Here is a 26,870-nt window from a genome sequence, read left to right on the forward strand (position 1 = left end):
GATGAGCCTCATTGAGTGTTCTTTCTGGAAATGTCAATCAGCCTACTTATTGCACGTTCAGGTTATCTTCCCAAAAGGGACGTATGGTCGCCGCGCTCTCCACCTGCGACTTCGTGCGCTCATTGCCGATGACTGCTCCTAAACGGCCATGGCATACCAACACCCCTTCATTATTCGGTGGGTCCACGTGAAAAAAAAAGCCCAAGAAAACTTCCTGGGCTTTTTGCTATTTTGAGTTGCTGCCGAGCGCCTCACCAAATGGCGTTCACTCGCTTTTGCAGGACCAGAGCGATCGAGCGTGGCGCAAAATACCGATCGCGTGGCGTGGTCTCGGGCTCTGCCGAAAACATTGCCCGCACCCGAAAACCGGCCTGTTCGCAGGCAAGAACAAGTTCCGATTCCTTGCGGTACTCGTAGATGTGATCGATTTCGGCGGCAGTCAGCGCCGACGTGACGAATGCCGGCGCGCCAGGTGCAAGGCTGTTGGCAAGATTGGACAGCAGGAGGTTCGGTCGTTCCAGATGCTCCAGAAGGAAGCAGGAGATGCCGGCTGAAGCCGGCTGCTGAGGAGCCCAGGCCAATGCATCAGACACATGGTGCTTTACACGGTCAGAATATCCCAACGTATCGGTCATCTTCTTGCTGCGCTCGATCGTCGGCGCGGATACGTCCACGGCTTCGATTTTGAGGCTCTCAACGTTACGAAGGGCAGAGAGGTGCCAGATCCCGGAGCCGGCGCCCAGGTCGACGATGGGGCTACCTGCCGGGAGCTTCCGTAGCATCGGAAGGAAATGGTCCTCGAAGAACTTGTAGATGCGAAGGTGGTGCGTCCATACGAACGTCGTCGTGAATACGCCCCAGTGGTAAAGCTGCATGAACTCGGGATTGTCGTAGGCCTTCTCAAAGACTTCGGCAAAACTCGAATTCTCATAGCGCCCCGTCTTCTCGTATTTGAGCTGGGACTTGTTCACGTCAAGCACGAATTCGCAGTATCCATCGACTAACTGTTCGGCCCACATCTCGCCGAGCGCGATTTCAGCCCAGTGAAGCATCGGCTCTGCCAGTCGCTTGAAGGCATCAGGTTCGGCCAGCTGAGTACGGCTTAGCTCAGACGCGAATATCGGCGCACGCTCTTTTATGCATTTTTCGAACTTATCGATGTAGGACACGTCGGGCTCCCGCAAGATCAATACTCAGGGCCCCTGTATAGCCTGCTGGCGTGATCGACAAGAAGTAACGGTCCCTTTTGGAGGGCTTTAAACGCAAATTGACTTAACTTCCTGCTCGTCCTATCAACCGCGACATCGTTGGAAGCGGGAGAGGCCCATGGCCCTGACGGACGTGCAGCCGGTGATTGATGTGCTGGCTTCGGTCAAAGATGGCAGAGATGACGCCATCATTCAAACCCTGAAATCGGCGCCCGCCGGATGTAGTCCAGAGCTTGTGGCTGCCCTATTCAGACTTGCAATCTTCCACGTCAGCAAAGATCCCCTCTATTATCGCAAAGTCTGGAACCTTTGGCAGAGATCTGGTAAGCCGGAACTCAAGCCCGCCACGGCACAGATCACCGTCGAAATCCTGGCGGATGGCACCGTTGACGCGGTGAAGCCCTACCTCGAATTGTTCCTGGCCGCATATGGTGTGGCAGCGGATATATCGATCGCTCCCTACGACACTGTGGAATCTGAGGCATTCGCAGGGCGTGTCAAAGACTTCGACCTATCGCTTGTCATTCTTTCCGAGCGATGGCTGCGAAAGTCCGTTTCGTCTTTCCCGGCTTCGATCGAGGACGTGACGACAGCCAAGGAAACGCTAGGCAAGCTCGCAACTTCTCTGGCGCAGAAGCGCAGCGGTGTCGTGGCATTCACAAATTTCTATAACGGAGCATGGCCTGCGCCGGCTGGCACTGCGGCGATCGAGGGGCATCTGCCCTGGTCGACCGTGATAGGCGAGATCAACAACGAACTGCAGAGATTGAGCGGCACGATTTCTGTTATCGATCTCCAGCAAGCGCTGCACCTTGCCGGCGGCGCGTCTGCGGCTGGCGCGCTGTCGATGATCCGGATGAGATCGCCATTGGAAGAGGGCGGCTTTGTGGCAGTGGGTCGCGAGGTGGCGACCTGCATTGCCCACCAGATAGGGAAGAGCCACAGAGCGCTCCTGACCGACTGGGACAACACGCTCTGGGGCGGTGAAGTAGGAGAGACCGGCTCTGAAGGTATCGAGCTTGGCCCCGAAACTCCCGATGGATTCGGATACCAACTGCTGCAATCCTATATTCGCGACGTCAATTCGCTTGGTGTTGCACTGGCGACCGTCAGTCGAAACGATCCGAAGGTCGCTGGGGTGCTGGAAGAAAACCGCCATATGCGATTGCGCAGAGACAATTTTGCTGCCCTCGAGCTTTCGTGGGGCAACAAGAGCGATGCAGTCGGCAGGTTGAAAGACCAGCTGAATTTTGGCACGGACTTCATGCTCTACATCGACGACAATCACGTCGACCTCGCGGAAGTAATCTCTCATTTCCCCTATATCGATGTGGTTCTGGCCGGTCCGGATCCCGATCAATCTTTGCAGCGGCTTTCAGGAGCCAGATTTTTCAACAGCTACCGTTTGACATCAGGAGATCTGAACCGCCGCCAACAGATGAAGACGCTTCGGCATCAGCGCGAGGCGTCGGCTGCCAGCTCTTCGAAGGAAGAGTTTCTGGCGAGTTTGGACATCAAGATTACCGTCGAAGATGTCAACGACCGCAACCGCGATCGCGTGCTGCAGCTCCTCCAGAAGACAAATCAGTTCAATCTCACGACTCGAAGGCACCAGCGCGACGATCTCGAGCGGCTGGCGAGGGAGGGCGCGAAGTTTGGAGTTTTCGAATATGAGGATCGTTTCGGCTCGCAAGGCATCATCGGTTTCATGATCGTGTCGCCGGCTGCCGACGGATCGGAAATCGACACATGGTTGATGAGCTGCCGCGTTCTGAACCGGGAGGTCGAAGGATTTATGCTTGGTTGGGCAAAACAGGTTGCGGGCAGTGGCAAGCTCACCGGCGCTTATATTCCCACAGAAAAAAACAACCTCGTCAGTGGACTCTATCGAGACATGGGGTTTAGACACGTTGGCGGCGAGCGCTACGAGCTCGAAATTGGTAGCTGAGAGAGAGATTATGTCCGCACTGAGTGACGAAAACGTTGCGCGCCTGACGGCAGTATTCCGAGATCTGTTCAATGACGACACCATCGTCCTCTCCGAGCACACCACGGCTGCCGATATCCCCGGCTGGGATTCCTTCAACCACATCAACCTAGTGATGATGGTGGAGAATGAGTTCGGGATCCGCCTCAAGACCTCCGAAATTACTCACCTTAAAAACGTCGGCGGACTGATGAACCTGATCGCGACCAAGGTCGCCTGATAGGAAACGACGATGGCAATTTTCGCGACGACGGCTTTCGTTTGGGTCGTGGCCGCGATGTATATTCTCATCCATGTGCCGCTCAATATCCCGCGGTCGGTGTGGTATGGCGTTCTCAATCTCGGCGCGTTGGTAATCCTCTTGGGCTGGCGCGCCGCGGCGTTGGCGTTGGCATTTGCAGTGGTCTACTGGGTGGCTCTGGGCGTGCTTCAGCGAGTTGTAAGCCAAGATCGCGAAGTACTGGCACAGCGCTTGGCGATCGCGCTCTATGCAAGCGTCGCCGTAATTTTCATTTGCCACAAGCTGGTGCTTGAGCGCGCGAATGATTTTGTCGCGTGGCTTCCCTTCCACCTGCTCTCCGTTGTGTCCAACTCGCCACCTTTTCTTAGCGGCTTCAAGATTTTGCAGTTGGTCGCATTCTCGTATGTTTGCCTGCGGCTTGTGGATGCCGTCCGAGCGGTTTCGGCCGGAGCACGGGTCCTTTCGCCCGTTGGACTCCTGGGCTATCTGGTTCCGTTCTTCATGACCCCCTCCGGTCCGGTCAACGAATACGACGAGCATGTCGCGATGGACAAGTCGCCGCTGCCGGCGCCGACGGCATCTCACTTCGTCGACAGCGTCTTCCTGATCGTTATCGGTTATTTCCTGAAATTCACTTGCGCGCAGTCATACGGGATTTTTGTCAGAGGCTTGGATGGGCCGTGGCCAGTAGCGACACTCTTGGATTCCACCGTCTTCCTCATTTACGTCCTGATCGAGTTTACAGGTTATTCGATGATCGCGCTGGGGGTAGGGCGGCTGATTCACGTACCGACACCGATGAACTTCAATCATCCTTATATGGCCACCAGTTTTGCCGACTTCTGGACAAGGTGGCATATGTCGCTTGGCTCCTTCGTTCGGCGAACGATGTATTTCCCGATCAGAATGTCGTTGTCCCGAGCCGTAAAGCCGAAGCGTGGGGATAAGCTCAAGATCCATGCGATCAATACTGCGGCGCTGCTTGTGCCGTTTGCGTTCGTCGGCGTATGGCATCGGTTCAATTGGCCGTTCGTGCTGTGGGGACTGGCTGTCGGCGTCGTGGTGGCGATCGAGACCATTCTGCGAGACGAGTTCTTCAGCAAGCGGAAGAGCCCATTGCCGGCATGGGTGATACGGTCTCTGGTGAGCCTGTACTCCGTTTTCCTAGTGGCCTTCACCCTGCAGGTGGCTTTGGCGGACTTTGCGAAATGATTGATTTGACGGCGCGACATTACGGAAAGATCGTCATCATTTTGGTGCTTCTCGCGGTACTATCCTTCACGGTAGGAGGGGCGCCAGAGCGTTATGTCTACGGTGGTTTCTAGATCTTGTTTCTCTGGCGTGTTCAAGGCGTCCGCGATCCTCGGTTGCGCCATATTCATCTGTTTCGGTTTCGCGCGGGCGCTCGACGCCATCTCGTGGTCCGGCCTTTATCAGAACAATTTCTCTTTCGTCCCAGGGCACTGGGTCAGATCGCAATTGACGAGAGCGTCGTCTTCTCCGGGTGACACGTGTGTGCTGATCGGTGCGTCGGTAGTGCGTGAGGGGTTTGATTCCGGCCAGTTGTCTCAATCCGTGCCCGGGGTAAGGTTTGTAAATCTCGCCACCACCGGTGGATTTTCGCCGATGGATGTTTTGGACGTCCAATCGAGGATATTGGCTCAGGCCGACGATCGCTATCGATGCATCATCGTGGGGATGAACAACTTCTATCTCAGGCACTTCGACCGTCAGTCCTATGAGCTCGTAACGACTGATTACTTGAGTCAGATTCCTGCTGCTGCGCTGGTGATACCTGAGATCTGGAGAGGCGGAAGCGATAAGCGTTCTCTGATCAATCGCATGATGGTTCCGTTTGGGAAAAACTCCGTAATCGCCCAGAGGTGGTGGCGCTATAGCTTATACGAGCTTCGGAGCATCCTCTCTCGGGATCCGGTTGACATCGCGAGGTATGAAACTGACCCAACTGAATTTAAGCCGGCCTTCCAGTTCCAGTATCTCGGTAGACCCTCGATCCTCGAGCAAAACATCCCTCGTGCACGCGAGGAATTTGCGCAACATGATCTTGAGGCGGCAGACAGTTATAAGGGTTCCGAGACAAAACAGGTGATGAAGAGTACAATCGAGCGCCTGGCCAAGCTCACCGACCACGTCATCGTGGTGACGATGCCGCTTTCCTCAGTTTATCGAACAGTCGAAGACGTTTCGAAGCCAGCTTTCGAGCAAGCTCGCGCTTCAATCGACGATGCGATTTTCGTGAAATGTAAGATTGCTGGTGCTGACGAAGGCGCTCTTTTCTACGACACATCTCACGTCAACGAGAATGGCCGCGAAAAGTTATCAAAGAGCCTCGCGGTCATAGTTAGTCATGCGATGAATGGCCGCCGAGCTCCTATGGGGCAGTCGGACCTATGTGCAACGGAATAGGGGCGGATGGAACCGAATAAGGGCGTCAGCAACATTCGAAACTTTAACCTGTCTCACTGGAAAAAGTGGTTCGGCGTTGAAAAACCGCTGCATTGTGCCGGTGACCGGCTTCGCTGAACCTGGCTGACCCCGCTAGCGAGATTGACGGTGGCTCGACACCGAATGCCTGGTTTGCGCGCGACGAAACTTTGCCACACGTTCCGCAGTGGCAGGGCGTCCGAAAGGCCAAACAGGGTCAAACCATAGACGACCCCTACGCTTTCCTCACGACCGCGTCGAACGACATCGTTAAGCCAATCCATCAGATGGCCCTGCCAGTTTGGGGCCGGATTGGTGCGAAGGTGAGGGACTTTGAGTAGGCACGTAAACCGCAAGCGATTACATCGTTCCGGAAAAGGATGAACTTCTGGAGAAATATGGTGGGCGATGAGAGACTCGAACTCCCGACATCCTCGGTGTAAACGAGGCGCTCTACCAACTGAGCTAATCGCCCTCGATGCTCTGTGTCATCGTTCGGTGCAGCGTCTCTAACGATATTGAGAAGGAACCGCAAGCCTCTTTTTGCGTTTCTGTGCAATTTGCTTGCGGGCGCCGCTCTTCCCCATGGCGGGCATTCTCTGTAGAGGTGCGGTTGAAAAAACTCGGAGCGAAAATGACGACGCGAGAGCAGCGGTTGGCCCTTCGGCAGAGCACCCCCCGGACATTTCTGGACTACGCCCACACAGAAGAAGCAAAGTTGCTGCCTGATCGTGGCAAGCTTCTCGACAAGCTGCCGAAAGGCGGGATCGTGGCGGAACTTGGCGTTGCAGAGGGAGAATTCAGTGAGCAGATTCTCGCACGCAACCTGCCCGCGCAGCTCTATCTTGTCGATCCATGGAATATGGACCGCTATTCCGAAGGCTTAGAAATCATCAACAGCAAATTTGGGCCCGAGATCGCTGAAGGTCGCGTTGTGATCTGCCAGGGCACGTCGCTCGATATGCTGTCTCAGTTCTCTGACGAGACCTTCGATTGGATCTACATCGATACCGATCACTCGTTTGCGCTGACATGGGACGAACTGCTGCTCGCCAACCGAAAAGTGAAGCAGGATGGCAGGATCGCCGGCCATGATTTCTGCACGGGTAATACGGTCAAGCCCGTCGTCTATGGGGTTGTGGAGGCGGTCAATAAATTCTGCGTCAAATATGGCTGGCGCTTCGAATTCCTGACACTCGAGCCGGATGCGCACTTTTCCTATTGCCTCAAGCGTATCGGCACATCGTGATAGGCGTGAGTAGCTTAAATATCGATTGCGCCGAGTTCCTGCCTGGCTTCCAGATACCATTCGACGAAAGCCCTCGTGCCCGTTTCTAAAGAGGTGTTCGGCTGGTAGCCTGTCAGAGCCAAAAGAAGATCAGGGCTTGCGAAGGTGCGCGGTACATCGCCCTTTTGCATGGGAAGCATGATCCGCTTTGCCTTCTGCCCCATCGCATTCTCGACATTCTCAACGAAGTCCATAAGGCTGATCGGTTGCCCGCCGCCGATATTGACGATGCGGAAGGGAGCATGATGCGAAAGGGTTTCAATTCCTGTGTCAGTGACGCGGTTGGTTTCTGACGGAATGACGTCTGACAACCGGACTACGGCTTCGACCAGATCGTCGATATAGGTGAAATCGCGGCTCATGTTGCCTTGGCCATATATCTCGATTGGCTTGTCCTCGATCATGTTCTTGACGAACTTGAAGAGCGCCATGTCAGGTCGGCCCCACGGGCCGTAGACGGTGAAGAAGCGGAAGGCTGTTGTTGGGGTGTTATAGAGATGCGAATAGCTGTGCGCCATCACCTCCATCGACTTCTTGCTGGCTGCATAGAAGCTCAGTGGCTCGTCGGCACGGTCGGTTTCGCGGAAGGGAACTGAAGGATTAGCGCCATAGATCGAAGAGGTCGAGGCAAGCATGAGATGGCGCAGCTCGATGCGACTTGCCAGCTCCAGAATGTTCCAGGAACCCTCGATGTTCGAACGCAGATAGGCCTGTGGGTTTTCGATGCTGTAGCGCACCCCGGCCTGTGCTGCCAGATGAATGAGAACCTCTGGCTTCGCAGCTGAAACGGCTGCTTCCAGTGCTGCCTTGTCTTCGAGCATGGCAATGACGGGGCGAAAGGCAGGATATTGGGCCAGCGCCGCATGGCGCATCTCCTTCAGCCGGACATTGTAGTAGGGTGTCACGCCGTCGAACCCTGTTACCTCATGCCCTTCCTGCAACAGCCGGCGAGCCAGATGGAAGCCGATGAAGCCTGCCGTTCCTGTAACGAAGTAGCGCATTTCTACCCTTCTCTCGGTTTCGTGCCGGTGGCAAAGCAACCGAATCCTTATTTGGTCGCTTCACTTACCGGATAGATGCTCCTGAGATCAACAAAGACGGCATCTTCGGGTGTTTCGGCAATCGAGATCGCCCGGCCAGTGCCGCTTCGGCTATGGCGCTCGGGCCCGGGACAAGGCGTGCGGGACATCGCGTAAACAATCGGCTCGTAGGGGTGCAATCTTCAGCCGCATCCCCCCACTTTTCAACAAGAGTCGGAACAGGCTTTCCGCACAGACCGTTGCGAGTATTGTCACCTTCACGCGCTCGACGAGCCAGCCATTCCTCTGCCCTGATTGCAGATTTCGGCGATTGGTCGCCTCGACATAGGCGCGAGACAGAAGCTCGAAGCCGGCGGGCTTTGGGCAATCCAGTCGCCGCGGGCATAGGAACCGTAAGGCATGATCTTGAGGATCTTGCCGCCTGCCTTCCTGGGCGACAGTTTGATTGAGCGGACTGCTTGACCTCGGCAAAGATCATCTGCAGTTCGCCGTTTGCTGCCCGGGAGGTGGCCGAGCGTATCAGTCAGGGTCAAAGCCGCATCAAAGCCTTTGGTGGAGTCGTATCCATCGTAACGGCTCACCCGATGTTCGCATCGTGTGATCTCTGCGTGGTCAGCTATCGGGGAGCAGCCACAGGTAGTCATCAAAGGCGTGATTATCCTGCTCGCTGCCGGCTCAACATCGAAATTCTGACGCGTGATCGTATCTTACCGCTTGAGCACCCAAACGGTCTTGCCGTTCTGCGAGGCTTCGATGCCGGCTTTCGTGCGGGTCAGTTGAAGGCACTTTTCATCGTCTCCCGGCCGCGCCGTTATGCAAATTCCGCCGGGAGCTGCCCGCCATGTCGGGTTTATGCTGACCAGGCTGTCGCTGATCGTTCCGCCGCCATCCGGACGAAACACGAGGATGTTTGAGGCTTTGCGTTTGACGACGACCATCTCCCAAGGCTTGCCGTCGGCGATGACGCTGGAAAGAGGTTGTTCGGCTCGCGCCGGTGCGCCGGCAAAAACCGCAAGGACGATCAATGGCATGAGAACTCGGCAAGGGAAGCCGTCGCGTACCAATCGGGCTATGCGCATTTACATGTTCCTTCGGATGAATATGACCTCTAGTGGCAGGTCGCGATTGAGGGGCAAAATTGAGTTCGACGAACGTGGCCACGCGTTTCCCGCCGATGGTGATATTGTCGCGATATTCTCCAACGCCCTCGGCGATGTCATCACCAGAGTTGTTTCGATTTGTTAAGGGCGCCGGCCTTATATTTCCGTATGACCGTCACCTGGGGGGATCATGGGTCATGTCTGTGGCTGCGTAGTTTCGCACAAGCGCATCGCAGCAGAATATCCTGGCTATCGTTGCCATCGTCACAGAGCAAGCCGCTCCGAAACCAAAATGAGCATCACGATCGGACCGCCGAGAAGCGCACCGAAGAGGATCGTCGCGAAAAACAGGTCTGCGAGCACGCGAAGCATGGTCTTGCGCGTCATGGGTGCACACTGAGCCGTCTTGCGGGTGTGACCCACGCCTGACTCCGTTCCACGTCGGCCACTCGTACATGGACTGTGCAGACATGGAGGATCCTTCGGTTATTTCCGAGGATGACGATGATCAGCCGTCGCCTGGTGCCGGGCGTGTCGCATGCCGCATCGAGGATCACGACGACAGTTTGAATGGATCCGATAACCACCAGCACTACAGCCGGTCCTGCCGTCTTTCTTAAAGCCATGGCTCTGTTCCTAAAGTAGGGCAGTTGAGGTCATGCCCGCCGGTTCCAGATTGAATGGCTTTTCATTTGGGCTCCGACAATTGCGGAAGCATGACCGAAGTTTCTTTTCTTAATGTCACGTTGCGGCAATACAAAAGGGACAGATGAGCCGCATGGAGCGCATGCATGGACAGGACATGAAACTTTTATTGATTGAAGATGAGCAGCAACTCGCAGACGCGCTTGCGGCCGCGTTGAGCAAACATTCCATCCTGACCGATCACACGAGCCGTCTTGCCGACGCTCACGAACTCACCCTTCAGAACGAATATGACGTCATTCTTCTGGACCGGCGCTTGCCTGACGGCGAAGGCCTCGATTTCATCCCGAAGCTCAGGCGTGCAGGAAAAAACACGCCGATTATCGTGCTGACGGCGCGAAACCAGCCGATGGAGCGGGTCGAGGGATTGAACGTCGGCGCCGACGACTACCTCGGAAAGCCGTTCCTCGTCGAAGAATTGCTGGCTCGGGTACGGGCTCTGCTGAGGCGTCCGGCTGCCCTGCCTGAACAGACTTTGACGATCGGCCGCCTGCTGATTGATCCCGTCAATCTCACGGTCATGATTGGCTCATCGCGCCTGGACATCCCGAGGCGCGAGCTCCTGGTCCTGCAGGCGCTCGCCAAGCGCAAAGGCAGGGCCGTCTTGCGCTCGATGCTCGAGGAGGCAGTCTACAATTACGAGGAAGAGATCCAGTCAAATGCCATCGATGCGCATATCTCGCGGCTGCGCAAGAGGTTGACGGCTGCTGATGCCGGCGTCGGAATCCACAATATTCGCGGTGTGGGTTATCTTCTGAAGGAGGAATGATGCATGTGATAAAGCGAGCCAGTTCATCGCTCTGGTGGAAACTGAGCTGGCAGCTCAGCCTGGTCATCATCACAGTCATTACGGGCGTCATCATCGGCCTGTCGATCTATGCGACGATGGTGCTTTCTCCGAATGTCGCGATCGAACGCCAGTTGCGTTTCGCGGTGGCAGAGGCGGTAGTGCGCGACGCACAAGGACACTTGCAGCTTCGTCAAACGCGGCAATTGCAGACGCTCCAGGAAGAGAATGCCGCCCTCTGGTTCGTGGCAGCAACGCCGGATGGGGCGTCCGTGTCTCATGGTGTCGTTCCTGCGCCCTATGCAGCACTTGCACCCCTGGCGCACCTGTTTCACTCGGCAGATATCCGCGGTGCAAAGGGCATCAGCGAGATCGCCTCGGTCGAACATGTTGAGACGGGGGTTGGCGAGGTGCGGGTACTCTTCGGCGGGGCCGCAGGCCATGGCTGGCCCGCGCTCGCCATCTTCAAGGACGCCTATCCGATTTACGGCTCGCTCTTCATCTTTGCGCTGCCGGCTATTTTTCTCGCCGTCCCGCGCATCGTCCGGCACGCGCTGTTAAAGGTCAGGGACGTGGCGAAAAAGGCCTCGGAGATCGAGCCGCGGCGCCATGGCGTGCGTCTGCCGGTCGACCAGATACCGAGTGAGGTTGCGCCGCTCGTGGTTGCGTTCAACGGCACGCTCGAGCGGCTCGAGACTGAATTTCATAAGCGCCGGCGTTTTCTGATCGATGCGGCCCACGAGCTCAGAACGCCGATTGCCATCATGCAGACCCGCATCGACGGCATGAGCGATGGCCCGGAACGGAGCCGGTTGCTAGGCGATGTCGCACGGCTTGGAGAGACGGCCGAGCAGCTTCTTGATTTCGAGCGGCACGATCAGGCCGTTGACATGGATGAAACCGTTGATCTTGTCGACCTCGCGCGGTCGGTGGTCGCAGATCTTGCGGCTTTGGCGTTAGGGTCGGGCTATCTGATTTCCTTCGAGAGCGACGTGACGAGCCTTCAACGCAAGGGCAACGCTCCCTCCCTGGACAGGGCGATCCGGAATCTCATCCGCAATGCGATCGACCACGGCAACGGCAAAGGAATGATCGAGGTCGTGGTGTCGTCGAGCGGCGAGGTGACCGTCGCCGACGAAGGCCCGGGCATTGCCTTGGAACACCAGGAGCTTGTTTTCGAGCCGTTTTACCGTGTGGTTCCAAAAAGCCGGGGTGCTGGTCTGGGGCTCAGTCTTGTCAAGCAGATCGCCGAAAACCACGGCGGAAAGGTCGGCATCGAAAGCGGTCCGTCCGGAACAAGAGTATCGATCCAGCTTTATGATGGTACAAGCGCTCGCCCGTGTAATTCTGTGGCAACGGTTGGCTCCGAGTGTCCGGTCATCGTTATGACCGGAGGCCAACGAGCAACATGCCAAGCAATTCGCACTCACATCATCGATTTTCCAACCAGCCGCTTTTCAAGCGTCCGTCTAGGTCGTCGCTCCTGGGATTTATTGCCTTACTGATAACGGCAGGCGTTTGCGGATGCGCTGCCGTGCCGCTCAGAGAGGCTGGAACGCTCGCTTCCTATAAGAACCTCGGTCCGCCGAAGGGCACGCTTGCCAAGAAGCGGCTCTATGTGGATGGACAGCAGTTGGCACGGGTAAAGACGATCGCCATCGTCCCGACTGTCTTTTCCTTCAGTGCTGCGTCCAAAATCAAGACCGAAGCGGATCGGTCCCTGGTGTCCAATGCTCTCGACCGGGCGCTTTGCGTGGCGCTGAGCGACAAATACCAGATGGTCCCGGCCGGCCAGCCGGCGGACCTGACCGTTCGCTCGGTTGTCGCAGACATCGTTCCGACCAACAAGGCCTTTGCCGGGGTCGCGACCGTCGTCAGCGTTGGTTCGGGCTTTGCCCTGCCTGTGAGCGCACCGCGCCTGCCCTTCGGCCTTGGCGGCCTCGCAATCGAAGCCGAAGCGCTCGACGCCACGGGAATGCAAACTGCCGCCATGCTATGGGCGCGGGGCGCAAACTCCATTCAGGACAATCCCCGCGTTTCCGAGGTCGGGGACGCCTATGGTCTTGCGACGAAATTTGCCGGCGACTTCTCACGGGTACTGATCGCCGGAAAGGAGCCGGAGGGACTGAACCTTTCGCTTCCGTCGCGACAGCGCGCCCGCTCCTGGCTCGGCGGAAAGCCGAAATATCCTGCCTGCGATGCGTTCGGCCGCGCACCCGGTCTGCTTGGCGTACTCGCTTCGAAATACGGCGCTCCGCCGCAATGGACGGAAAAGAAGCCAAAGCCTTCAATGACGCGCTGACCGAAGCGCCGTTCCGGGCATCGTCCCGTCCGCCCCGCTGAGGTTTGAAGAGGCGCCAAGGAGACCGACCATCCTCCTAGCGGAGGGACGGGCGGAGACAATGCCGGAGTCCACGGCATTGCTCTGCCTGGCTAGCCCTCCGGCGGCAGGCGCGTCAGATTCTGACCATCTGGTTGAAAAGTGCTCGACCTATCCGGAAGGACGTTGCAGCAGGCGATGTGGTGCAACATTCTTTCCTTTGCAGAGAGACATTGTATTGTGATGCGGTGGACACTTCGGCTTGAGGATGAGCATGCCCGTCGATCGTTTCGAAATTCGGTCCAAGACTGGATCTGGGCTCACCGGCTCGCTCGGCGACCTGCAGCCTCAAGTCAGGACAAGCCGGAACGGTCGGCGCCATCTGAGGGGCGTGGCGCTCGGCGTGATCATTGTTGCCGCGTCATCTTTGAACTCGCCGGCATCCGCCGCCAATGTTCTCGAACGCTCGATTGCAGCAGCCCAGCCCTGCAAGCCTTTGAAGGTCAGGCAGCAGGTTTTGGGCGTCAAGGTCGAATTGGGCATCGACAAACTCGACTTCGTCAAGATCGAAACGCTTGAAATCCGGGTTGACGGAGATTTGGCCGAGGCAAGCGCACTCGGCACGCTCGCCTGCAGGACGTCGGACGATGCGCCCCTCCAGGGCGGTTTTTCGGCGAAGGCTCGAATTCACCTGCAGGCAAATCTTGCCACCTGCGTCATGAACGCAAGTTCGATCGATATCGTCTCGGCAGGGGGCGAGTTCGGCGACGTTGTCACGACGTTCGAACCCGAGATTTCGGCCGCTCTTCGCAACGGCGTGGAGAAGGCACTGAAGAAGCTCTGCGCGAGCTGAATCGGGGCGTATTGGCGAAACAATGATCGGCTGCAGGCTGGCGACTTCCCGCTCGGTTGGTGTCGCAGCGGCGCGGCGTCGTCAACGGAGATAGTGGATGTGCGGCCGTGCGTGATAGGGTGACGCTTCGACGCGCGCATCCACCGAGAATACATCCCTGAGGACCTCTTGCGTCAAGACTTCGGCCGGTGTGCCGGACGCAACGATCTTGCCGCTTTGCATGACGATCAGCTCGTCGCAAAACATCGCCGCATGGTTGAGGTCGTGCAGGGCAATGATGCTGGTGACCGGCAGACCGGAGACGAGCCGCATCAGGCTGATCTGGTGCTGGATATCGAGATGGTTGGTCGGTTCGTCGAGGATCAGTTCTTTCGGCGACTGCGCTAGAGCTCTTGCGATATGGGCGCGTTGCTTCTCGCCACCGGACAGGCTCTGCCAGCGATCATGTCGCTTGCCGGTCATGCCGGCCCGCTTCAACGCTTCCTCAACCGCCTGATCGTCGGCGAGCGTCCAGCCGGAAAACATCGAGCGGTGCGGAAAGCGTCCAAGCTTGACGACATCGACGACGCGGAGATCGGCGTTTGTCGTCGCATGCTGTTCCACGAAGGCGACGCGCTGCGCCATCGTGCGACGTCCGATCGTCCTTATGTCCTTCAAATCGATCGAGATGCGCCCGGAACTGGGTCGCTTCAGACCGGCGAGAAGCCGCAGCAGCGACGTCTTGCCGGAACCGTTCGGACCAAGAAGGCCAAGCATCTTTCCCGGGCGCGCTTCGAAGGAGACGCCATCAAGGATGGTCTTCCCGCCAATTTTCCAGACTAGATTTTCGGCTTTGATGCTCATGACGGGCGCTGGAACCGGTAGAGAATGACGGAGAAGAAGGGGACGCCAACCAGCGCCGTGACGACGCCGATCGGAAGGACCTGCTGGGGAATGAGCGCACGCGAGGCAATGTCGGCAAGCACCATGAAGATTGCGCCGGCAACGGCGCAGGCTGGGAGAAGCCGGATATGGAGCGGCCCGACGACGAAGCGCGCCGCATGCGGCACGACAAGCCCGACGAAGCCGATCGAGCCGACCATGCTGACGATTGTAGCTGTCATCATTGCGGTAAGCGCAAACAGCACGATTCGGACCCTGCCGATGTTGACCCCAAGAGATGCGGCCGCCTCGTCACCGAAGGGAAATGCGTCGAGGACCCTGGCATAGGCCAGACAGACGACAAGCCCGAAGCCGACGACGCCAGAAACCAGCATAAACTCCGGCCAGCGCACGCCGCCGAAACTGCCGAGCAGCCAGAACATGACGTCGCGCGCCTGCTGCGCATTGCCCGATGTCGTGACCACGTAGGATGTGGCGGCGTTGAAGAGTTGCGACGCGGCAACGCCGGCAAGGATGGTCCGGTCGGCACCCCCTCGCGCACCGTTGGACAAGAGGGCCACGAAAAAGAAGGCCGCAAATGCGCCGGCAAAAGCCCCGGCCGACAACGACACCGCGCCTGCACCAACGCCGAGAATGACGATGGCGACCGCGCCGGTGGATGCGCCGGCGGAGATACCAAGCACATATGGCTCGGCAAGCGGGTTGCGAAGCAGCGATTGCATGATCGCACCCGAAAGCGCCAGTCCCGCACCGCAGAAAGCTGCTACGAGCGCGCGGCTGAGCCGATAATCCCAGATCACGGTCTCGTGGATCCGGTTGAGTTCCACCGCCGTCCATCCCAGCCTGTTGGTGACGGCGGCAAACGTCGTGGTCAGCGGGATCGGCAGGTCACCGATCCCGACGCTGATACCGACGACGAGGCCGACAGCCGCAAGGGAGGTCAACAGCAAGATAGCGAAGGGGACAGCCTGCTGGAGGAAGCGGTTCGCGGTGGTCACTTGGTCAGGCCGAGCGCTTTCAGTTGTTCAGCCACCTGTTCGGCGCCGTAGATCGTGCGGATCGTCGGGTTCATGGCCTGGCCATCCATGACGACGATTGCCTTGTTCTTCACTGCAGGCATCTGGCTGACGGCCGGGTCGCTGTTTAAGAATTTGATCTTGGCTTCCGGCTTGTCGAGTTCCCATCGGTTACGGTCGAGACTGGCCACGACGATGACATCGGGATTGGCGGCGATGATGCTTTCCCATCCGAGTGTCGGCCATTCGGCATCCGCGGTAATGGCATTCTTGCCACCGAGGAGATCGGCGATGAAGCCGGATGCGCCGTTCTTGCCGCCGAGATAGGCGTCTGCGGAAGGCGACTGGCTGGAAAACCAAAAGACGTAGGAAAGCTGCTTGCCGTCCGTGGACACGTTGGCGCGCAATGCCGCCTCGCGCTTCTTGAAGTCGGCGATAAGCGCCTGGCCACGATCGGCGACGTCGAAAATCTGCGAAAGCTCGTCGATCTCCTGATAAAGTAGATCCATGTTCCAGAGCCGGTCGCGGCTACCGTACTGATCCTTGACCTTTTCGGTGCTGAGGCAGGTGCTCGGCGAAATATAACTTGGCACGCCGACCTTGTCGAAGTCCTCGCGCTTGGCGACTTTGCTCGTCGGCCCGATCAGGCTTGGCAAGGCCGCTGCCACGAAATCCGGGTTCTGCGCCAGAATCGACTCGAAGGTCGGAAATTCGACGGACAGAAGCTTGACCTTCGCGTTGGCTTCGGCGAGCTCAGGTAAAACCTTGCTCGGCCAGAATGCGGTACCGGCCATTTTGTCTTCCAGGCCGAGAAGCAGCATGATCTCCGCGCTGTTCTGGCCAAGTCCGATGGCTCGCACCGGAGCCCTGGCGATGGTGATCTTCGCGCCGCAATTATCGAGCGTCAGCGGATACTTGGTCGGTGCCGACAATGCCGGCGTGGCGATCAGGCCGAGTACTGCGACAAGCCCGGAAACCGCAAGGGACTTGAAAACGTTCATGAAAACTTCCTGTTCTTCGAGAACCCGATATCGGGATTCCAAGGTCGCAGGCGGTATAACCCGCTCCTGAGAAAAAACAAGAGTAACTTAGTCACCTTTGATCGCAGCAGATGTTGCTCGCATTCTCAGCGGGAACTGCGAGCCGATCAGCGACTTCATTGCGTTACAATCGAAGCGAGGGCTTGGCGGACGACTTTCGGGGGATCAGGGTCGGAGCCGAAACGCGGATCCGGTCCTCCGCCGAAACAGCACCACTCGTCAACAGATCTAAGGCATTCGATGCGATCTGCTCAAAGGGGACGCGCAACGTCGTCAGCGGCGTCGCAAGATGACTGACGATCGGGATATCGTTATATCCAACGACCGAAACATCGTCGGGTACGGAAATCCCAAGGCGCGAAAGACCGGAAAGAGCTCCGATCGCCGTGTTGTCGTTCACAGCAAAAATCGCCGTAGGACGATCCTCCAGGCGCATGAGCTGCTCGGCCGCATTCGCGCCGGTATCGATCCCGAAGGTCGACGGAATGATACAGTCCGGACGGAACGGGACCCCTGCCTCTTCCAGGGCCTGCCTGTAGCCTTCGACGCGTCCGAGCGCGCTGGAGGCATATGAAGGACCGGCGATCACGCCGATACGGCGGTGACCAAGGTCCAGGAGGTGGCGTGTCGCGAGATAACCACCGAGCCGATCGTCGCCAATCGAAGAAAGGCTCCGTCCGTCGGTGCGCAGAGCCAGGACAAGCGGCACGCCGCGGGCCACCAGCTCATCAGGAAAGTCATCGTCTTCGCGCGCGGTCGAGAGGATCAATCCATCGACGCCACGCTTTAGAAGTGACTCGGCAGCAAGTCGATCGGCTTTGGGCTTGTCATCGGTCGTCGCGACAATGGCAAAGCGACCGCTTTTGCTGCACGCTTTCGCTAGGGCCTCGTAGAGCATGGCCATGACCGTATCGGTTAGCCGGGGCACGATCACGCCGACTGTCATCGTGTTGCCACGTCTCAGGCTCGCAGCTGAGACATCTCGGACATAACCCAGGTCTTCCGCAATCCTGCGAACGCGGCGCGAGGTCTCGTTGTCGGACCGGGGAAGCCGCTCGTCGAGGATGCGTGATACTGTCGATTTCGAAACGCCGGCGGCCGAGGCAACATCAAGGATGGTCACCCGTGTCTGGCGGTTGCCGTCGTCGGCCTTTGAATCCATTTCAGTTTTTCCCGTCTGCAGCGTTCTCGCGATTGAGACTTCAAGCATGCATTAAAAAAAACGTTGACTCCAGCAAAATCGGAAACGATAGTGGGAACGTTCCCATTAACGATCCCATCGCTGATCGCGTAGGCGGACAGCGGCTATCCAGGAGGAGATACCCCGATGCAAGCAATGGATTTGAGAGGCCTGAGCCCGGCGCCCGTTACCGCTTTCACCCGCGACGGGGAGGTCGACTACGCGGCCAATGCCCGTATCGCCAAGTGGTTTGCGGGTATGGACGGCGTGAAAAGCCTCGTCATTCTTGGCCATGCAGGCGAAGGTACGTTCCTGACCGAGGAAGAGCGTCTGAAGCTCATCCGCACTTACGTTGAAGCGGTCAATGGTCAACTCCCCATCATTGCAGGTATCACCGGTGAGGGCACCAAGGTCGCCGCCGAAGAAGCCAGGAAGTGCAAGGCTGCCGGTGCGACCGGCGCGCTCGTCTACCCGAACCACGGCTGGCTGCGTTTCGGGTTTCAAAAAGGCGCACCGCAGGATCGCTACAAGGCGATTTGGCAGGAATCAGGCTTGCAGTGCATCCTGTTCCAGTATCCGGATGCCACAAAGGCTTCCTACGATATCGACACACAGCTTGCGATTGCGACCCAAGACGGGGTCGTTGCCACCAAGAACGGCGTCCGCAATATGAAGCGCTGGTACGTCGAGATTCCGCAACTCAAGAAGGCCAACCCGAACCTGCAGGTCCTCAGTTGCCATGACGAGTGGCTGCTGCCGACCATGTTCGACGTTGACGGCCTGCTTGTCGGTTACGGCAATATTGCACCGGAGCTTCTGATCGACCTGATCAAGGCAGGAAAGGCGCAAAACTATCCCCAAGCCCGGCAGATCTTTGAACGCCTCCTTCCGGTCACCCGTGCCGTCTATCACCGTGGCTCCCACATGGAAGGTACCGTGGCCCTGAAGCTCGGGCTCGTCCATCGGGGTGTGCTTGACCACGCCACCATCCGTGAGCCGCTGAAGAACCTGGGCGAAAAGGCAGAGGCCGAAATCTTCGCCGCCTTCGAGGCCGCGGGCATCGGTCGGGTCGACCAGTTAATCGCCGCGGAGTGACTGAGAACGCCCCCGTCGCTCATACGGGGGCGTCTTCTTAGGGGAGGGAAATTGCGGTCGCATCCGGAAGTGAGGCGCCGCCGCAGTCGCACGGTCTGTTAGGCCGTGGATACTTCGCCAACGAGAGAGCCGTTCCTTCTGGATCCATGGCCATTCCAAAAGGATCCCGAAGTGAGCCATCCAACGTGTAGGTTAAAAGCCAGGCCGGGAGAGGGCCGGGCGCAGGGAGGAAAAACATGAATATGGAGCAGCGAATAGCCGGACCGTCACCGGTTGTGGATCCGCAGGCTGAAATCAGCGCCAGACTTGAACGGTTGCCGGTGACCCGGGAGGTCTTCTGGGCCAGAAACATCGTCGGTGCGGCGACATTCTTCGACGGCTACACCGTCATCGCCATCGCCTATGCCATGCCGGTTCTTGTCCGCGAATGGGGTTTGAGCCCAGGGCAGACGGGAATGATCCTGTCGATGGGTTACCTCGGACAATTGATCGGCGCGGTCTGCTTTGGCTGGCTCGCTGAGCGGATCGGCCGTCTGAAAGTGCTGCTGTTTACGATCCTGCTATTCGTCAGCATGGACATCGCATGCCTCTTTGCAGCCGGCGCCGGCATGATGATGGCATTTCGCTTCGTTCAAGGCATCGGGACCGGCGGCGAAGTTCCGGTCGCGAGTGCCTACATTAACGAACTGATCGGCTCGAAGGGGCGCGGCCGCTTTTTCCTCTTGTATGAGGTCATGTTCCTGCTCGGGCTCGTCGGCGCGGGCCTGATCGGCTACTTCATGGTCCCAGTCTACGGCTGGAAGGCGATGTTTGTCGTCGGCCTGGTCCCTGCGATCCTCATGATCCCGCTCCGCTGGTTCCTCCAAGAATCACCCCGCTGGCTAGTCGCCAACGGCCGTTATGAGGAAGCAGACCGTATTGTCACCAGATTGGAGAACAGCGCTCGTGCCGGCGGCAAGGAACTGCCGGAGCTGAAAGTCATAGCCGCTCCTATCCGCCGCATATCCGACTGGCGCGAACTGTTCCAGGGCATTTACCTGAAGCGCACGCTGTCGATCTGGGCCATGTGGTTCTGCGCCTATATGGTCGCCAATGGCACAATCACCTGGCTTCCGACACTCTATCGCCAGACGTTCAACCTGCCGCTTGAAACCAGTATTTTCTACGGCTTCGTCACCTCGGTCGGTGGCGTGATTGCAGCCGTTATCTGCGCCCTGCTCATCGACAAAGTCGGCCGCAAACGCTGGTATACAGGCGCCCTTTTGATCGCGCCGATCCCGCTCGTCATCCTCGCCTGGCTGGGTGCGACGTCGGCAATCCAGGTTCTCATCCTCGCCGGTCTCGCCTACGCCATCGTCCAGACCGTAACCTTCTCGCTCTACCTCTATTCGGCGGAGATCTATCCGACCCGCCTTCGTGCCATTGGCACAGGTACGGGCAGCGCCTGGCTGCGTCTCGGGTCCTCTGCCGGTCCTATCGCGGTCGGTTGGGTCATGTCATCGATGGGCATCCAGTATGTCTTCGGCGCCTTCGCAGCAATCCTGCTGGTCGGCGCCCTGGTGACGGCACTCTTTGCGGTCGAAACCAAGGGGCGCGTTCTGGAGGAATTGTCCCCGTAATATCCACCGTCCGCGTTCACGCAACCGGCCGAACTCTCGACACGACGCGACGTCTCTTCGCTGCAGTTCTTTGCCAGTCTCAGGTCTGAACGCATCGAGCGAACTCGGATTATGTAGCGATCGAAATGCCCTTCAAGGTATCAGGACAGCCGCTCCGCTCAGGCGTCCGGCCCGCAGATCGTCAAGTGCTGCATTGGCATCTGCAAGCCGATAGGTTTTCGTACGGGTATGGACGCCTGCCTGGAGGGCAACGGGGAAGAATTCCTCGGCGTCTTTCCGCGTCAGATTGGCAACCGAAACCACGCTTCGCTCGCCCCAGATCAAGGGATAGGGCATTGCAGGCAGATCGCTCATGTGGATACCGCCGCAGACGACCCTGCCTCCCTTTCGCACTGCCTTCAACGCCGCCGGCACGAGTTCGCCGACCGGTGCGAAGATGATCGCCGCATCGAGCATGACAGGCGGCGGCTCATCCGAACCTCCCGCCCAGACGGCGCCGAGGCCGAGTGCGAAGCGTCGCGCTGTTTCATCGCCGGGGCGCGAGAACGCAAAGACGTCGCGGCCCTGCCAGCGGCAGATCTGCGCAATGATATGCGCGGCAGCGCCGAACCCGTAGAGCCCGATCTTTTTGCCATCGCCGGCCTTCTTCAGTGAACGCCAGCCGATCAGGCCGGCGCAGAGGAGCGGAGCAAGGGCAACGGGATCGGCCGCACTGTCGAGCACAAAGGCATAGTCGGCATCCGCAACGACATGGGTGGCAAAGCCTCCGTCGCGCGTGTAGCCGGTAAACTGCGGCTCATCGCAAAGATTTTCCTCTCCGCTCCTGCAAAACGAGCAGCAGCCGCATGTATGGCCGAGCCAGGGCACGCCGACCCTTTGCCCCAAGCGCGAGGCAGCTATTCCTTCCCCGACAGCCTCGACGATGCCAACGATCTCATGACCAGGAACAAGCGGCAGCTTCGGGTTGGGGAGATCGCCGTCGCAGACATGAAGATCGGTCCTGCACACGGCGCAGGCTTCGACCCGCAGCATCAATTGTCCTGTTCCGGGCACGGGATCCGGCCGGTCGACCGGCCGCAGAGGCATCCCGACTGCTTCCAGGATCATAGCCTTCATGACCTGCTCCTCATCTTCATCATGCCATGATCCCGAAATCGCGGCAAACCGGCTTTGACCGGTATCAAAGACGGCTCGGCCCTTGTTCCTTCGCTCTTACGGAATTTCTCTCTCAGGCGAAATTTTGATCGAGCGCAATGCGCGAAAATCTGCGTCGTGATTGGTTTTGCAGAAGCAGGAGACCGAGAGATGGACCGTCGTCGCCGCAAGACACGTCACCTTATCGTGGATTATGCTCATCGCCCACCTGGGCAACTCGGACACTGCAGCCCGCACTCCATTCCTCTCGGGGCGGCGGCCGCGAAATGTCCTTGTCTGTAGAGTTGCCGCCTTCATCCTGGGCGCGGTTGCGCGCATATCCTACCGCCTATGGCAGGAATGAGCTAACCTCGTGATCGATATCTGGCTCATCGCTTCGCCACCGATGCTCCATGACGTCGATCTGCCAGCCTTTGTTTGGAATGCACTGATCTGCGGCATTCGTCTCGTCGTTCTCGGCATATCGGTGTTGTGCGGCACCCAGCCGTCGAAGCGCCGCTGAGGAACGGCCGACGGCAACGGGACCAACCAATGATGACAGCACTGATGACAACGGAAGCATTTCAGCGCCTCAGTCTGGCGCTTGCGATCGGCGTCCTCGTTGGCATCGAGCGCGGCTGGCAGGAGCGGGAGGCGGCACCCGGTGAAAGGGTCGCAGGCATCCGCACCTACGGTCTTTCGAGTTTCCTTGGCGGCCTCTGCGGTTTCCTTCAGCCCACGACCGGACCGATCCTGCCGACGGCTGTCTTTGTGTTCTTTTGCATCGCAATCCTGGTTTTCAGCTCCATGCAGGCAGCGCGCGAGGAGCATTACAGCGCGACCGCCGCCATTGCGGCGATTTCCGTTTTCGTGCTTGGTTTCAGCGCCGTCGTTGCCGACATGACGGCGACTGCAGCGAGTGCCGTTGCAATGACGGCGCTCCTTGCGGCGCGCGAACCGTTGCATGGGTTTCTGCGGCGGCTGACCTGGCTCGAACTCCGGGCCGCCTTGATCCTGCTGACGATGACGGTCGTCATCCTGCCCATCCTGCCCGACGAGCCGATCGATCCCTGGCAGACGATCAATCTCTTCGACCTCTGGGTCATGACGATCCTTGTGGGTGCGGTCTCTTTTTTCGGTTACATCCTGATCAGGATCAGCGGCGCACGCGCCGGGATCCTGATGACCGGTGCAAGCGGCGGCATCGTGTCCTCGACGGCGTTAACGCTTTCCTTTGCCCGCCAGTCGATCCAGCTGCCTGCCCTCTCGCCGCTGCTTGCTGCCGGAGCGATGCTGGCGGGAGCGGTATCCCTGACAAGGGTGCTCCTGATCTGCGGCGTGGTTGCGCCTGCGGTTCTATGGGAGCTTGCGCCATTTCTTGCTCCAGCGGCTGCAGTCTTCATTATCGGTGGCGGCTTTGCCGGAGCCTTGCGTCGTTCAGAGGACAGTCCCGACTTCACACCGCGAAACCCGCTCGAGGTCATGGTCGCTCTGCGCTTTGCCCTCGTTCTTGCCGTGGTGACGATCCTGACGCGGGTAACTCTGATCGTCTTCGGAACAAACTCGCTGCCGGTCCTTGCTTTCGTGACGGGTTTGGGCGACCTCGACGCGATAACGCTTTCGGTTGCAAAACTCACGCCGACCCAGCTCTCTGCCGATGGGGGCGCTCGTGCCATAGCAGTCGCGGCTTTCGCCAATCTTCTCGCGAAAGCCGTTCTTGCGGCAGTCATGGGAAGCTTCGCTTACGCAGTCCGCCTGGCGATCGCAACTCTTGCCGCGGCTCTTGCCGGACTTGCGGGTTTTCTTCTGACATAAGAGCTTGCGATGAACGTTTCGTCCGGCAACCCCCAATCTTCACGAGATTGATGCATATCAAAGCCAATCCGGTGAGCTCGCGCATTTTCAAATCCGCCTGAATTCAGCAGCCATTGAAGCCCATGCCGGTCGCGGTGGCTCGAGCCTCATAGAATATGGAAGCGGAGAAAAACATGATCGTGCCAAATGGTGCCGCAATTGCTGTCGTTGACGGCAAAAGGCTGCAGCTTTTTCAAAACAAGGGACATGAGCCGCATATCGATCTGGCCCCGCTGGCAGAGCCCGCGCTTGAGCCCGCCAATGCAGGCTCTGGTACGCGTCATCGCAGCAGCCTGGCCAATCCGGATAGCCGGCGGATGGAGGAAGATGATTTCGTGGCCGCCGCCGCGAGCTACCTCAACAAAGAAGTTCTCCAAGGTCACGTCCGGCAGCTGATGGTGATTGCCGATCCACGTTCGCTCGGAGAACTGCGTCGTCATTTCCATCCTGCCCTGGAGGAGCGATTGATTGCGGAGGTCGCCAAAGATATGACCGGGCTTGCGCTCGGCGAAATCGAGGCGGCGCTCACGCGCGTCTGACAGTGGAGGAGGTCACAAGGGTCTGAGGTTGAGTTTCCGAAACGCCGTTGGCCAAGGATTAGCCTCTTCCGGGCTCCGCTCCAGATCGCGCTGCCCCTTCAGAATTGAGACATGTCAATGCGGCACTTCGAACGAATGCGAGAGTGATGAAGATCTGGTCTCGCCTACGTTCCGTTCGGAGTCCCCAATGAAACAACACTTCTTTCTTCCGCTCCTCACCTATCCGGATATGACGTCCGAATTCATAATCGCCAATGCCGTGGCACTTGCCCACCATATGCAGGCGACGCTCACCGTCTGCGCGGTGGAAATTACGATTCCCGATGTTTCCAATGCGCTGTCGTCACTGATCATCGATGCTGCGAAGATGGCGCGGGACGCCGAGGCTTTGAGCCGCAAGCGCGCCTCGATGCTGATCCAGAAAGCACGCGATCAGGCGAAAGCCGCCTCCGTCGATCTGCGCGTGCGCGAGATCAAGACGGGCGAGCCTTTCGTCGCTGAAACGCTTGCTGAAGCATCGCGTGCCTATGATCTCGTGCTTCTGGAATCTGCCGGAATCTCCCGCCCGATCGTTGAGGCGGTGCTGTTTGCCTCCGGCCGGCCGCTCGTTCTTTATCCCGCCGCGCCGTTCAGCGGACGGATGGATCACGTCGCCATCGCCTGGGACGGCAGCAGGGCTGCAGCGCGCGCCGCCCATGACGCCTCGCCCTTCCTGGAGCGAGCTAGCAAGATCTGGCTGCTGTCGGTCACCGACGAGAAACCGTTCGGGCACGAGACTGGCGACCATCTCGTCGAGAACCTGCTCAAGAGCGGGGTGACGGCGGAGACGGCGCGGGCGCATGCAGGCAGCACGCCGATCGGTGAAACCCTGCAGGCCAAGGCTTTCGAGCTGCGGGCCGATCTGCTCGTCATGGGCGGCTTCGGCCACTCGCGCTTGCGCGAATTCGTGCTTGGCGGCGCGACCGAGGCCGTGCTGGCCAATATCACGCTGCCTGTTCTGTTATCGCATTGAGGATCTATCCGCCATGTTCGAAAATCGTCTCCGGAGCAAGAAGCTCTGGGATCGCATCGTCAGTGCCGACGAGGCCGCCAGGCTGATCACAGATGGCATGACCGTCGGCATGAGCGGCTTTACGCGCGCCGGCGAGGCCAAGGCCGTGCCGCTGGCTCTGGCGGAAAAGGCAAAGCGGGATCCGCTAAAGATTACGCTGATGACCGGCGCATCGCTCGGCAACAATCTCGACAGGACGCTTGTCGAAGCCCATGCCATTGCCCGCCGTATGCCTTTCCAATCCGATCCAGGCATGCGCAAGGCGATCAATGACGGCGAGGTGATGTTCATCGACCAGCACCTGTCGGAAACGGTCGAATTCCTGCGAAGCGGCCAGTTGGCGCCGGTTGATGTTGCGGTCATCGAGGCGACCGCGATCACCGAGGAGGGCGCCATCGTGCCGACCACCTCCGTCGGCAATTCGGCGAGTTTTGCCATCCTGGCGCCAAAGGTCATCGTCGAGGTCAACCTGTCGCAGCCCGAAGCGCTGGAAGGCCTGCACGATATCTATATCCCGACGAAACGGCCAAGCCGCGAGGCGATCCCGGTCGTGGCACCCGACAGCCGCATCGGCGTCCCCTTCATTCCGATCCCGTCGGAAAAGATCGCGGCGATCGTCCTTACTGAGAGCAGCGACAGCGCCTCTACGGTAGAACCGCCGGACGCGGAGACGAACGCGATTGCCGGCCATCTCACCGAATTCCTGCTCAACGAGGTGCGGCATGGAAGGCTGACGGAGCGCCTGTTGCCGCTGCAGGCAGGCATCGGCACGATCGCCAACGCAGTGCTTCAGGGGTTTGGCGAAACGCCCTTCCACGATCTCACCATGTATTCCGAAGTGCTGCAGGATTCGACCTTCGATCTGATGGATGCCGGCAAGCTGAATTTCGCCTCCGGGTCCTCGATGACGCTCTCGACGGAGAAGCATCTGCGGGTGCTTTCGGCAATCGAGCGCTATAAGCGGCGACTGGTTTTGCGCCCGCAGGAGATCAGCAACCACCCCGAAGTCATCCGCCGCCTCGGCATCATCGCCATCAATACGGCGCTGGAACTTGACATCTACGGCAACGTCAACTCGACCCATGTCGGCGGGACGCATATGATGAACGGTATCGGCGGTTCCGGCGATTTCGCCCGCAACGCCTATATGTCGATTTTCGTGACGAAGTCGCTCGCCAAGAACGGCGCGATTTCACGCGTCGTGCCGATGGTCAGCCATGTCGATCATACCGAGCACGACGTCGATATTCTCGTGACGGAGATCGGCCTTGCCGATCTGCGCGGCCTGGCGCCGCGGGAACGGGCGAAAGTCATCATCGATAACTGCGCGCATCCGAGATATCGCGAGGCGCTGGCGGATTATTACAAACGGGCGCTGCTGCGCGGCGGCCAAACACCGCATCTGATCGAAGAAGCGCTTGGCTGGCACGACAATCTGCGCCGCACGGGAAAGATGCTTGCGTCGTCACCTGTTGCGACCTGACGA

25 protein-coding genes, 1 tRNA gene and 1 pseudogene are annotated in these 26,870 nt (G+C 58.7%); 17 read left to right on the forward strand and 10 right to left on the reverse strand.

Features of this window, described 5'->3' with window-relative positions; genetic code table 11:
- Window positions 1-251: 251 nt before the first annotated feature.
- Complete coding sequence (locus FHT92_RS29340; RefSeq protein WP_183827909.1) at window positions 252-1,169, reverse strand: methyltransferase domain-containing protein; 918 nt, start codon at window positions 1,167-1,169, stop codon at window positions 252-254.
- 157 nt (window positions 1,170-1,326) lie between these two features.
- Between FHT92_RS29340 and FHT92_RS18100 the strand changes: the two genes are divergently transcribed.
- The 5 genes and pseudogenes from FHT92_RS18100 to FHT92_RS29345 form a co-directional block, all read left to right on the forward strand.
- On the forward strand, window positions 1,327-3,156 hold the full coding sequence (locus FHT92_RS18100) for an HAD family hydrolase (RefSeq protein WP_183827912.1): 1,830 nt from the start codon (window positions 1,327-1,329) through the stop codon (window positions 3,154-3,156).
- A 10-nt stretch (window positions 3,157-3,166) separates the two neighbouring features.
- Window positions 3,167-3,415 (forward strand): acyl carrier protein, encoded by a 249-nt coding sequence (locus tag FHT92_RS18105; RefSeq protein ID WP_183827915.1) that lies wholly within the window; start codon window positions 3,167-3,169, stop codon window positions 3,413-3,415.
- A gap of 12 nt (window positions 3,416-3,427) precedes the next feature.
- Window positions 3,428-4,648, forward strand: a complete 1,221-nt coding sequence (locus FHT92_RS18110) for an MBOAT family O-acyltransferase (protein ID WP_183827918.1) — start codon at window positions 3,428-3,430, stop codon at window positions 4,646-4,648.
- Window positions 4,649-4,741: 93 nt separating this feature from the next.
- Window positions 4,742-5,863: a hypothetical protein gene (locus tag FHT92_RS18115; RefSeq protein WP_183827921.1), complete on the forward strand. Its 1,122-nt coding sequence runs from the start codon at window positions 4,742-4,744 to the stop codon at window positions 5,861-5,863.
- Window positions 5,864-5,866: 3 nt separating this feature from the next.
- Window positions 5,867-6,183: pseudogene (locus tag FHT92_RS29345) on the forward strand (SOS response-associated peptidase); the annotation flags it as partial.
- A gap of 97 nt (window positions 6,184-6,280) precedes the next feature.
- On the opposite strand, the gene FHT92_RS18120 reads toward FHT92_RS29345, so the two are convergent.
- Window positions 6,281-6,356 (reverse strand) — tRNA-Val (locus FHT92_RS18120).
- 159 nt (window positions 6,357-6,515) lie between these two features.
- Here FHT92_RS18120 and FHT92_RS18125 point away from each other — a divergent pair.
- Entirely contained in the window at window positions 6,516-7,130 is a 615-nt protein-coding gene (locus tag FHT92_RS18125) for a class I SAM-dependent methyltransferase (protein ID WP_183828494.1), read from the forward strand.
- 14 nt (window positions 7,131-7,144) lie between these two features.
- Here the strand turns inward: FHT92_RS18125 and FHT92_RS18130 are convergent, their stop codons facing one another.
- The 3 genes from FHT92_RS18130 to FHT92_RS18140 form a co-directional block, all read right to left on the reverse strand.
- The gene (locus tag FHT92_RS18130) at window positions 7,145-8,170 is read right to left on the reverse strand and encodes an NAD-dependent epimerase/dehydratase family protein (RefSeq protein WP_183827925.1); all 1,026 of its coding nucleotides are present in this window, start codon (window positions 8,168-8,170) and stop codon (window positions 7,145-7,147) included.
- Window positions 8,171-8,916: 746 nt separating this feature from the next.
- On the reverse strand, window positions 8,917-9,240 hold the full coding sequence (locus FHT92_RS18135) for a hypothetical protein (RefSeq protein WP_246735506.1): 324 nt from the start codon (window positions 9,238-9,240) through the stop codon (window positions 8,917-8,919).
- A 333-nt stretch (window positions 9,241-9,573) separates the two neighbouring features.
- Window positions 9,574-9,732: a hypothetical protein gene (locus FHT92_RS18140; RefSeq protein ID WP_183828524.1), complete on the reverse strand. Its 159-nt coding sequence runs from the start codon at window positions 9,730-9,732 to the stop codon at window positions 9,574-9,576.
- 379 nt (window positions 9,733-10,111) lie between these two features.
- On the opposite strand from FHT92_RS18140, the gene FHT92_RS18145 reads away from it, so the two are divergent.
- The 4 genes from FHT92_RS18145 to FHT92_RS18160 all read left to right on the forward strand — a co-directional run bounded on the left by FHT92_RS18145 (window position 10,112) and on the right by FHT92_RS18160 (window position 13,974).
- On the forward strand, window positions 10,112-10,783 hold the full coding sequence (locus FHT92_RS18145) for a response regulator transcription factor (RefSeq protein ID WP_183827931.1): 672 nt from the start codon (window positions 10,112-10,114) through the stop codon (window positions 10,781-10,783).
- A gap of 116 nt (window positions 10,784-10,899) precedes the next feature.
- A complete protein-coding gene (locus tag FHT92_RS18150) occupies window positions 10,900-12,306 on the forward strand; it encodes a HAMP domain-containing sensor histidine kinase (RefSeq protein WP_312858777.1) in 1,407 nt (468 codons plus the stop codon).
- Window positions 12,210-13,103, forward strand: coding sequence for a DUF3313 domain-containing protein (locus tag FHT92_RS18155; RefSeq protein WP_183827937.1), 894 nt, complete (start codon window positions 12,210-12,212; stop codon window positions 13,101-13,103). Before FHT92_RS18150 ends, FHT92_RS18155 begins: the two co-directional genes overlap by 97 nt.
- A 292-nt stretch (window positions 13,104-13,395) precedes the next feature.
- Window positions 13,396-13,974, forward strand: coding sequence for a hypothetical protein (locus tag FHT92_RS18160; RefSeq protein ID WP_183827940.1), 579 nt, complete (start codon window positions 13,396-13,398; stop codon window positions 13,972-13,974).
- A gap of 81 nt (window positions 13,975-14,055) precedes the next feature.
- Here FHT92_RS18160 and FHT92_RS18165 read toward each other — a convergent pair whose 3' ends face one another.
- The 4 genes from FHT92_RS18165 to FHT92_RS18180 form a co-directional block, all read right to left on the reverse strand.
- On the reverse strand, window positions 14,056-14,817 hold the full coding sequence (locus FHT92_RS18165) for an ABC transporter ATP-binding protein (protein WP_183827943.1): 762 nt from the start codon (window positions 14,815-14,817) through the stop codon (window positions 14,056-14,058).
- Window positions 14,814-15,809 (reverse strand): iron chelate uptake ABC transporter family permease subunit, encoded by a 996-nt coding sequence (locus FHT92_RS18170; protein ID WP_312858780.1) that lies wholly within the window; start codon window positions 15,807-15,809, stop codon window positions 14,814-14,816. Before FHT92_RS18170 ends, FHT92_RS18165 begins: the two co-directional genes overlap by 4 nt.
- Before the next feature lie 41 nt (window positions 15,810-15,850).
- Complete coding sequence (locus tag FHT92_RS18175; protein WP_183747798.1) at window positions 15,851-16,873, reverse strand: ABC transporter substrate-binding protein; 1,023 nt, start codon at window positions 16,871-16,873, stop codon at window positions 15,851-15,853.
- A gap of 163 nt (window positions 16,874-17,036) precedes the next feature.
- Complete coding sequence (locus FHT92_RS18180) at window positions 17,037-18,074, reverse strand: LacI family DNA-binding transcriptional regulator (protein ID WP_183747801.1); 1,038 nt, start codon at window positions 18,072-18,074, stop codon at window positions 17,037-17,039.
- A gap of 165 nt (window positions 18,075-18,239) precedes the next feature.
- Here FHT92_RS18180 and FHT92_RS18185 point away from each other — a divergent pair, with 165 nt between their 5' ends.
- Together FHT92_RS18185 and FHT92_RS18190 are read left to right on the forward strand one after the other, a co-directional pair.
- Complete coding sequence (locus FHT92_RS18185) at window positions 18,240-19,187, forward strand: dihydrodipicolinate synthase family protein (protein ID WP_183827950.1); 948 nt, start codon at window positions 18,240-18,242, stop codon at window positions 19,185-19,187.
- 236 nt (window positions 19,188-19,423) lie between these two features.
- Window positions 19,424-20,806: an MFS transporter gene (locus FHT92_RS18190; RefSeq protein WP_183827953.1), complete on the forward strand. Its 1,383-nt coding sequence runs from the start codon at window positions 19,424-19,426 to the stop codon at window positions 20,804-20,806.
- 132 nt (window positions 20,807-20,938) lie between these two features.
- Here FHT92_RS18190 and FHT92_RS18195 read toward each other — a convergent pair whose 3' ends face one another.
- Window positions 20,939-21,922 carry a zinc-dependent alcohol dehydrogenase family protein gene (locus FHT92_RS18195; protein WP_183827956.1) on the reverse strand — a complete coding sequence of 328 codons (984 nt, stop codon included), beginning with the start codon at window positions 21,920-21,922 and terminating at the stop codon, window positions 20,939-20,941.
- Window positions 21,923-22,313: 391 nt separating this feature from the next.
- Here FHT92_RS18195 and FHT92_RS18200 point away from each other — a divergent pair, with 391 nt between their 5' ends.
- The 5 genes from FHT92_RS18200 (at window position 22,314) to FHT92_RS18220 (ending at window position 26,867) form a co-directional block, all read left to right on the forward strand.
- Window positions 22,314-22,463 (forward strand): SPW repeat protein, encoded by a 150-nt coding sequence (locus FHT92_RS18200; RefSeq protein ID WP_183747813.1) that lies wholly within the window; start codon window positions 22,314-22,316, stop codon window positions 22,461-22,463.
- A gap of 29 nt (window positions 22,464-22,492) precedes the next feature.
- Window positions 22,493-23,755 carry an MgtC/SapB family protein gene (locus FHT92_RS18205; protein WP_183827959.1) on the forward strand — a complete coding sequence of 421 codons (1,263 nt, stop codon included), beginning with the start codon at window positions 22,493-22,495 and terminating at the stop codon, window positions 23,753-23,755.
- A 155-nt stretch (window positions 23,756-23,910) separates the two neighbouring features.
- The gene (locus FHT92_RS18210; protein WP_246735507.1) at window positions 23,911-24,333 is read left to right on the forward strand and encodes a host attachment protein; all 423 of its coding nucleotides are present in this window, start codon (window positions 23,911-23,913) and stop codon (window positions 24,331-24,333) included.
- Window positions 24,334-24,520: 187 nt separating this feature from the next.
- Window positions 24,521-25,345, forward strand: coding sequence for a universal stress protein (locus tag FHT92_RS18215; RefSeq protein WP_183827962.1), 825 nt, complete (start codon window positions 24,521-24,523; stop codon window positions 25,343-25,345).
- Window positions 25,346-25,358: 13 nt separating this feature from the next.
- Window positions 25,359-26,867 carry an acetyl-CoA hydrolase/transferase family protein gene (locus tag FHT92_RS18220; RefSeq protein WP_183827965.1) on the forward strand — a complete coding sequence of 503 codons (1,509 nt, stop codon included), beginning with the start codon at window positions 25,359-25,361 and terminating at the stop codon, window positions 26,865-26,867.
- The last annotated feature ends 3 nt before the right edge of the window (window positions 26,868-26,870 follow it).

It is taken from the genome of Rhizobium sp. BK377 (genome assembly GCF_014193935.1).
GTDB lineage: Bacteria > Pseudomonadota > Alphaproteobacteria > Rhizobiales > Rhizobiaceae > Rhizobium.

What these genes read in the sequence shown, in the direction of transcription:
- FHT92_RS18100 (WP_183827912.1), top strand. Translation starts at nt 1,327, where the DNA reads ATGGCCCTGACGGACGTGCAGCCGGTGATTGATGTGCTGGCTTCGGTC.
- FHT92_RS18105 (WP_183827915.1), top strand. Translation starts at nt 3,167, where the DNA reads ATGTCCGCACTGAGTGACGAAAACGTTGCGCGCCTGACGGCAGTATTC.
- FHT92_RS18110 (WP_183827918.1), top strand. Translation starts at nt 3,428, where the DNA reads ATGGCAATTTTCGCGACGACGGCTTTCGTTTGGGTCGTGGCCGCGATG.
- FHT92_RS18115 (WP_183827921.1), top strand. Translation starts at nt 4,742, where the DNA reads ATGTCTACGGTGGTTTCTAGATCTTGTTTCTCTGGCGTGTTCAAGGCG.
- FHT92_RS18125 (WP_183828494.1), top strand. Translation starts at nt 6,516, where the DNA reads ATGACGACGCGAGAGCAGCGGTTGGCCCTTCGGCAGAGCACCCCCCGG.
- FHT92_RS18130 (WP_183827925.1), bottom strand. Translation starts at nt 8,170, where the DNA reads ATGCGCTACTTCGTTACAGGAACGGCAGGCTTCATCGGCTTCCATCTG.
- FHT92_RS18135 (WP_246735506.1), bottom strand. Translation starts at nt 9,240, where the DNA reads ATGCCATTGATCGTCCTTGCGGTTTTTGCCGGCGCACCGGCGCGAGCC.
- FHT92_RS18145 (WP_183827931.1), top strand. Translation starts at nt 10,112, where the DNA reads ATGAAACTTTTATTGATTGAAGATGAGCAGCAACTCGCAGACGCGCTT.
- FHT92_RS18150 (WP_312858777.1), top strand. Translation starts at nt 10,900, where the DNA reads ATGGTGCTTTCTCCGAATGTCGCGATCGAACGCCAGTTGCGTTTCGCG.
- FHT92_RS18155 (WP_183827937.1), top strand. Translation starts at nt 12,210, where the DNA reads ATGCCAAGCAATTCGCACTCACATCATCGATTTTCCAACCAGCCGCTT.
- FHT92_RS18160 (WP_183827940.1), top strand. Translation starts at nt 13,396, where the DNA reads ATGCCCGTCGATCGTTTCGAAATTCGGTCCAAGACTGGATCTGGGCTC.
- FHT92_RS18165 (WP_183827943.1), bottom strand. Translation starts at nt 14,817, where the DNA reads ATGAGCATCAAAGCCGAAAATCTAGTCTGGAAAATTGGCGGGAAGACC.
- FHT92_RS18175 (WP_183747798.1), bottom strand. Translation starts at nt 16,873, where the DNA reads ATGAACGTTTTCAAGTCCCTTGCGGTTTCCGGGCTTGTCGCAGTACTC.
- FHT92_RS18180 (WP_183747801.1), bottom strand. Translation starts at nt 18,074, where the DNA reads ATGGATTCAAAGGCCGACGACGGCAACCGCCAGACACGGGTGACCATC.
- FHT92_RS18185 (WP_183827950.1), top strand. Translation starts at nt 18,240, where the DNA reads ATGCAAGCAATGGATTTGAGAGGCCTGAGCCCGGCGCCCGTTACCGCT.
- FHT92_RS18190 (WP_183827953.1), top strand. Translation starts at nt 19,424, where the DNA reads ATGAATATGGAGCAGCGAATAGCCGGACCGTCACCGGTTGTGGATCCG.
- FHT92_RS18195 (WP_183827956.1), bottom strand. Translation starts at nt 21,922, where the DNA reads ATGAAGGCTATGATCCTGGAAGCAGTCGGGATGCCTCTGCGGCCGGTC.
- FHT92_RS18205 (WP_183827959.1), top strand. Translation starts at nt 22,493, where the DNA reads ATGATGACAGCACTGATGACAACGGAAGCATTTCAGCGCCTCAGTCTG.
- FHT92_RS18210 (WP_246735507.1), top strand. Translation starts at nt 23,911, where the DNA reads ATGGAAGCGGAGAAAAACATGATCGTGCCAAATGGTGCCGCAATTGCT.
- FHT92_RS18215 (WP_183827962.1), top strand. Translation starts at nt 24,521, where the DNA reads ATGAAACAACACTTCTTTCTTCCGCTCCTCACCTATCCGGATATGACG.
- FHT92_RS18220 (WP_183827965.1), top strand. Translation starts at nt 25,359, where the DNA reads ATGTTCGAAAATCGTCTCCGGAGCAAGAAGCTCTGGGATCGCATCGTC.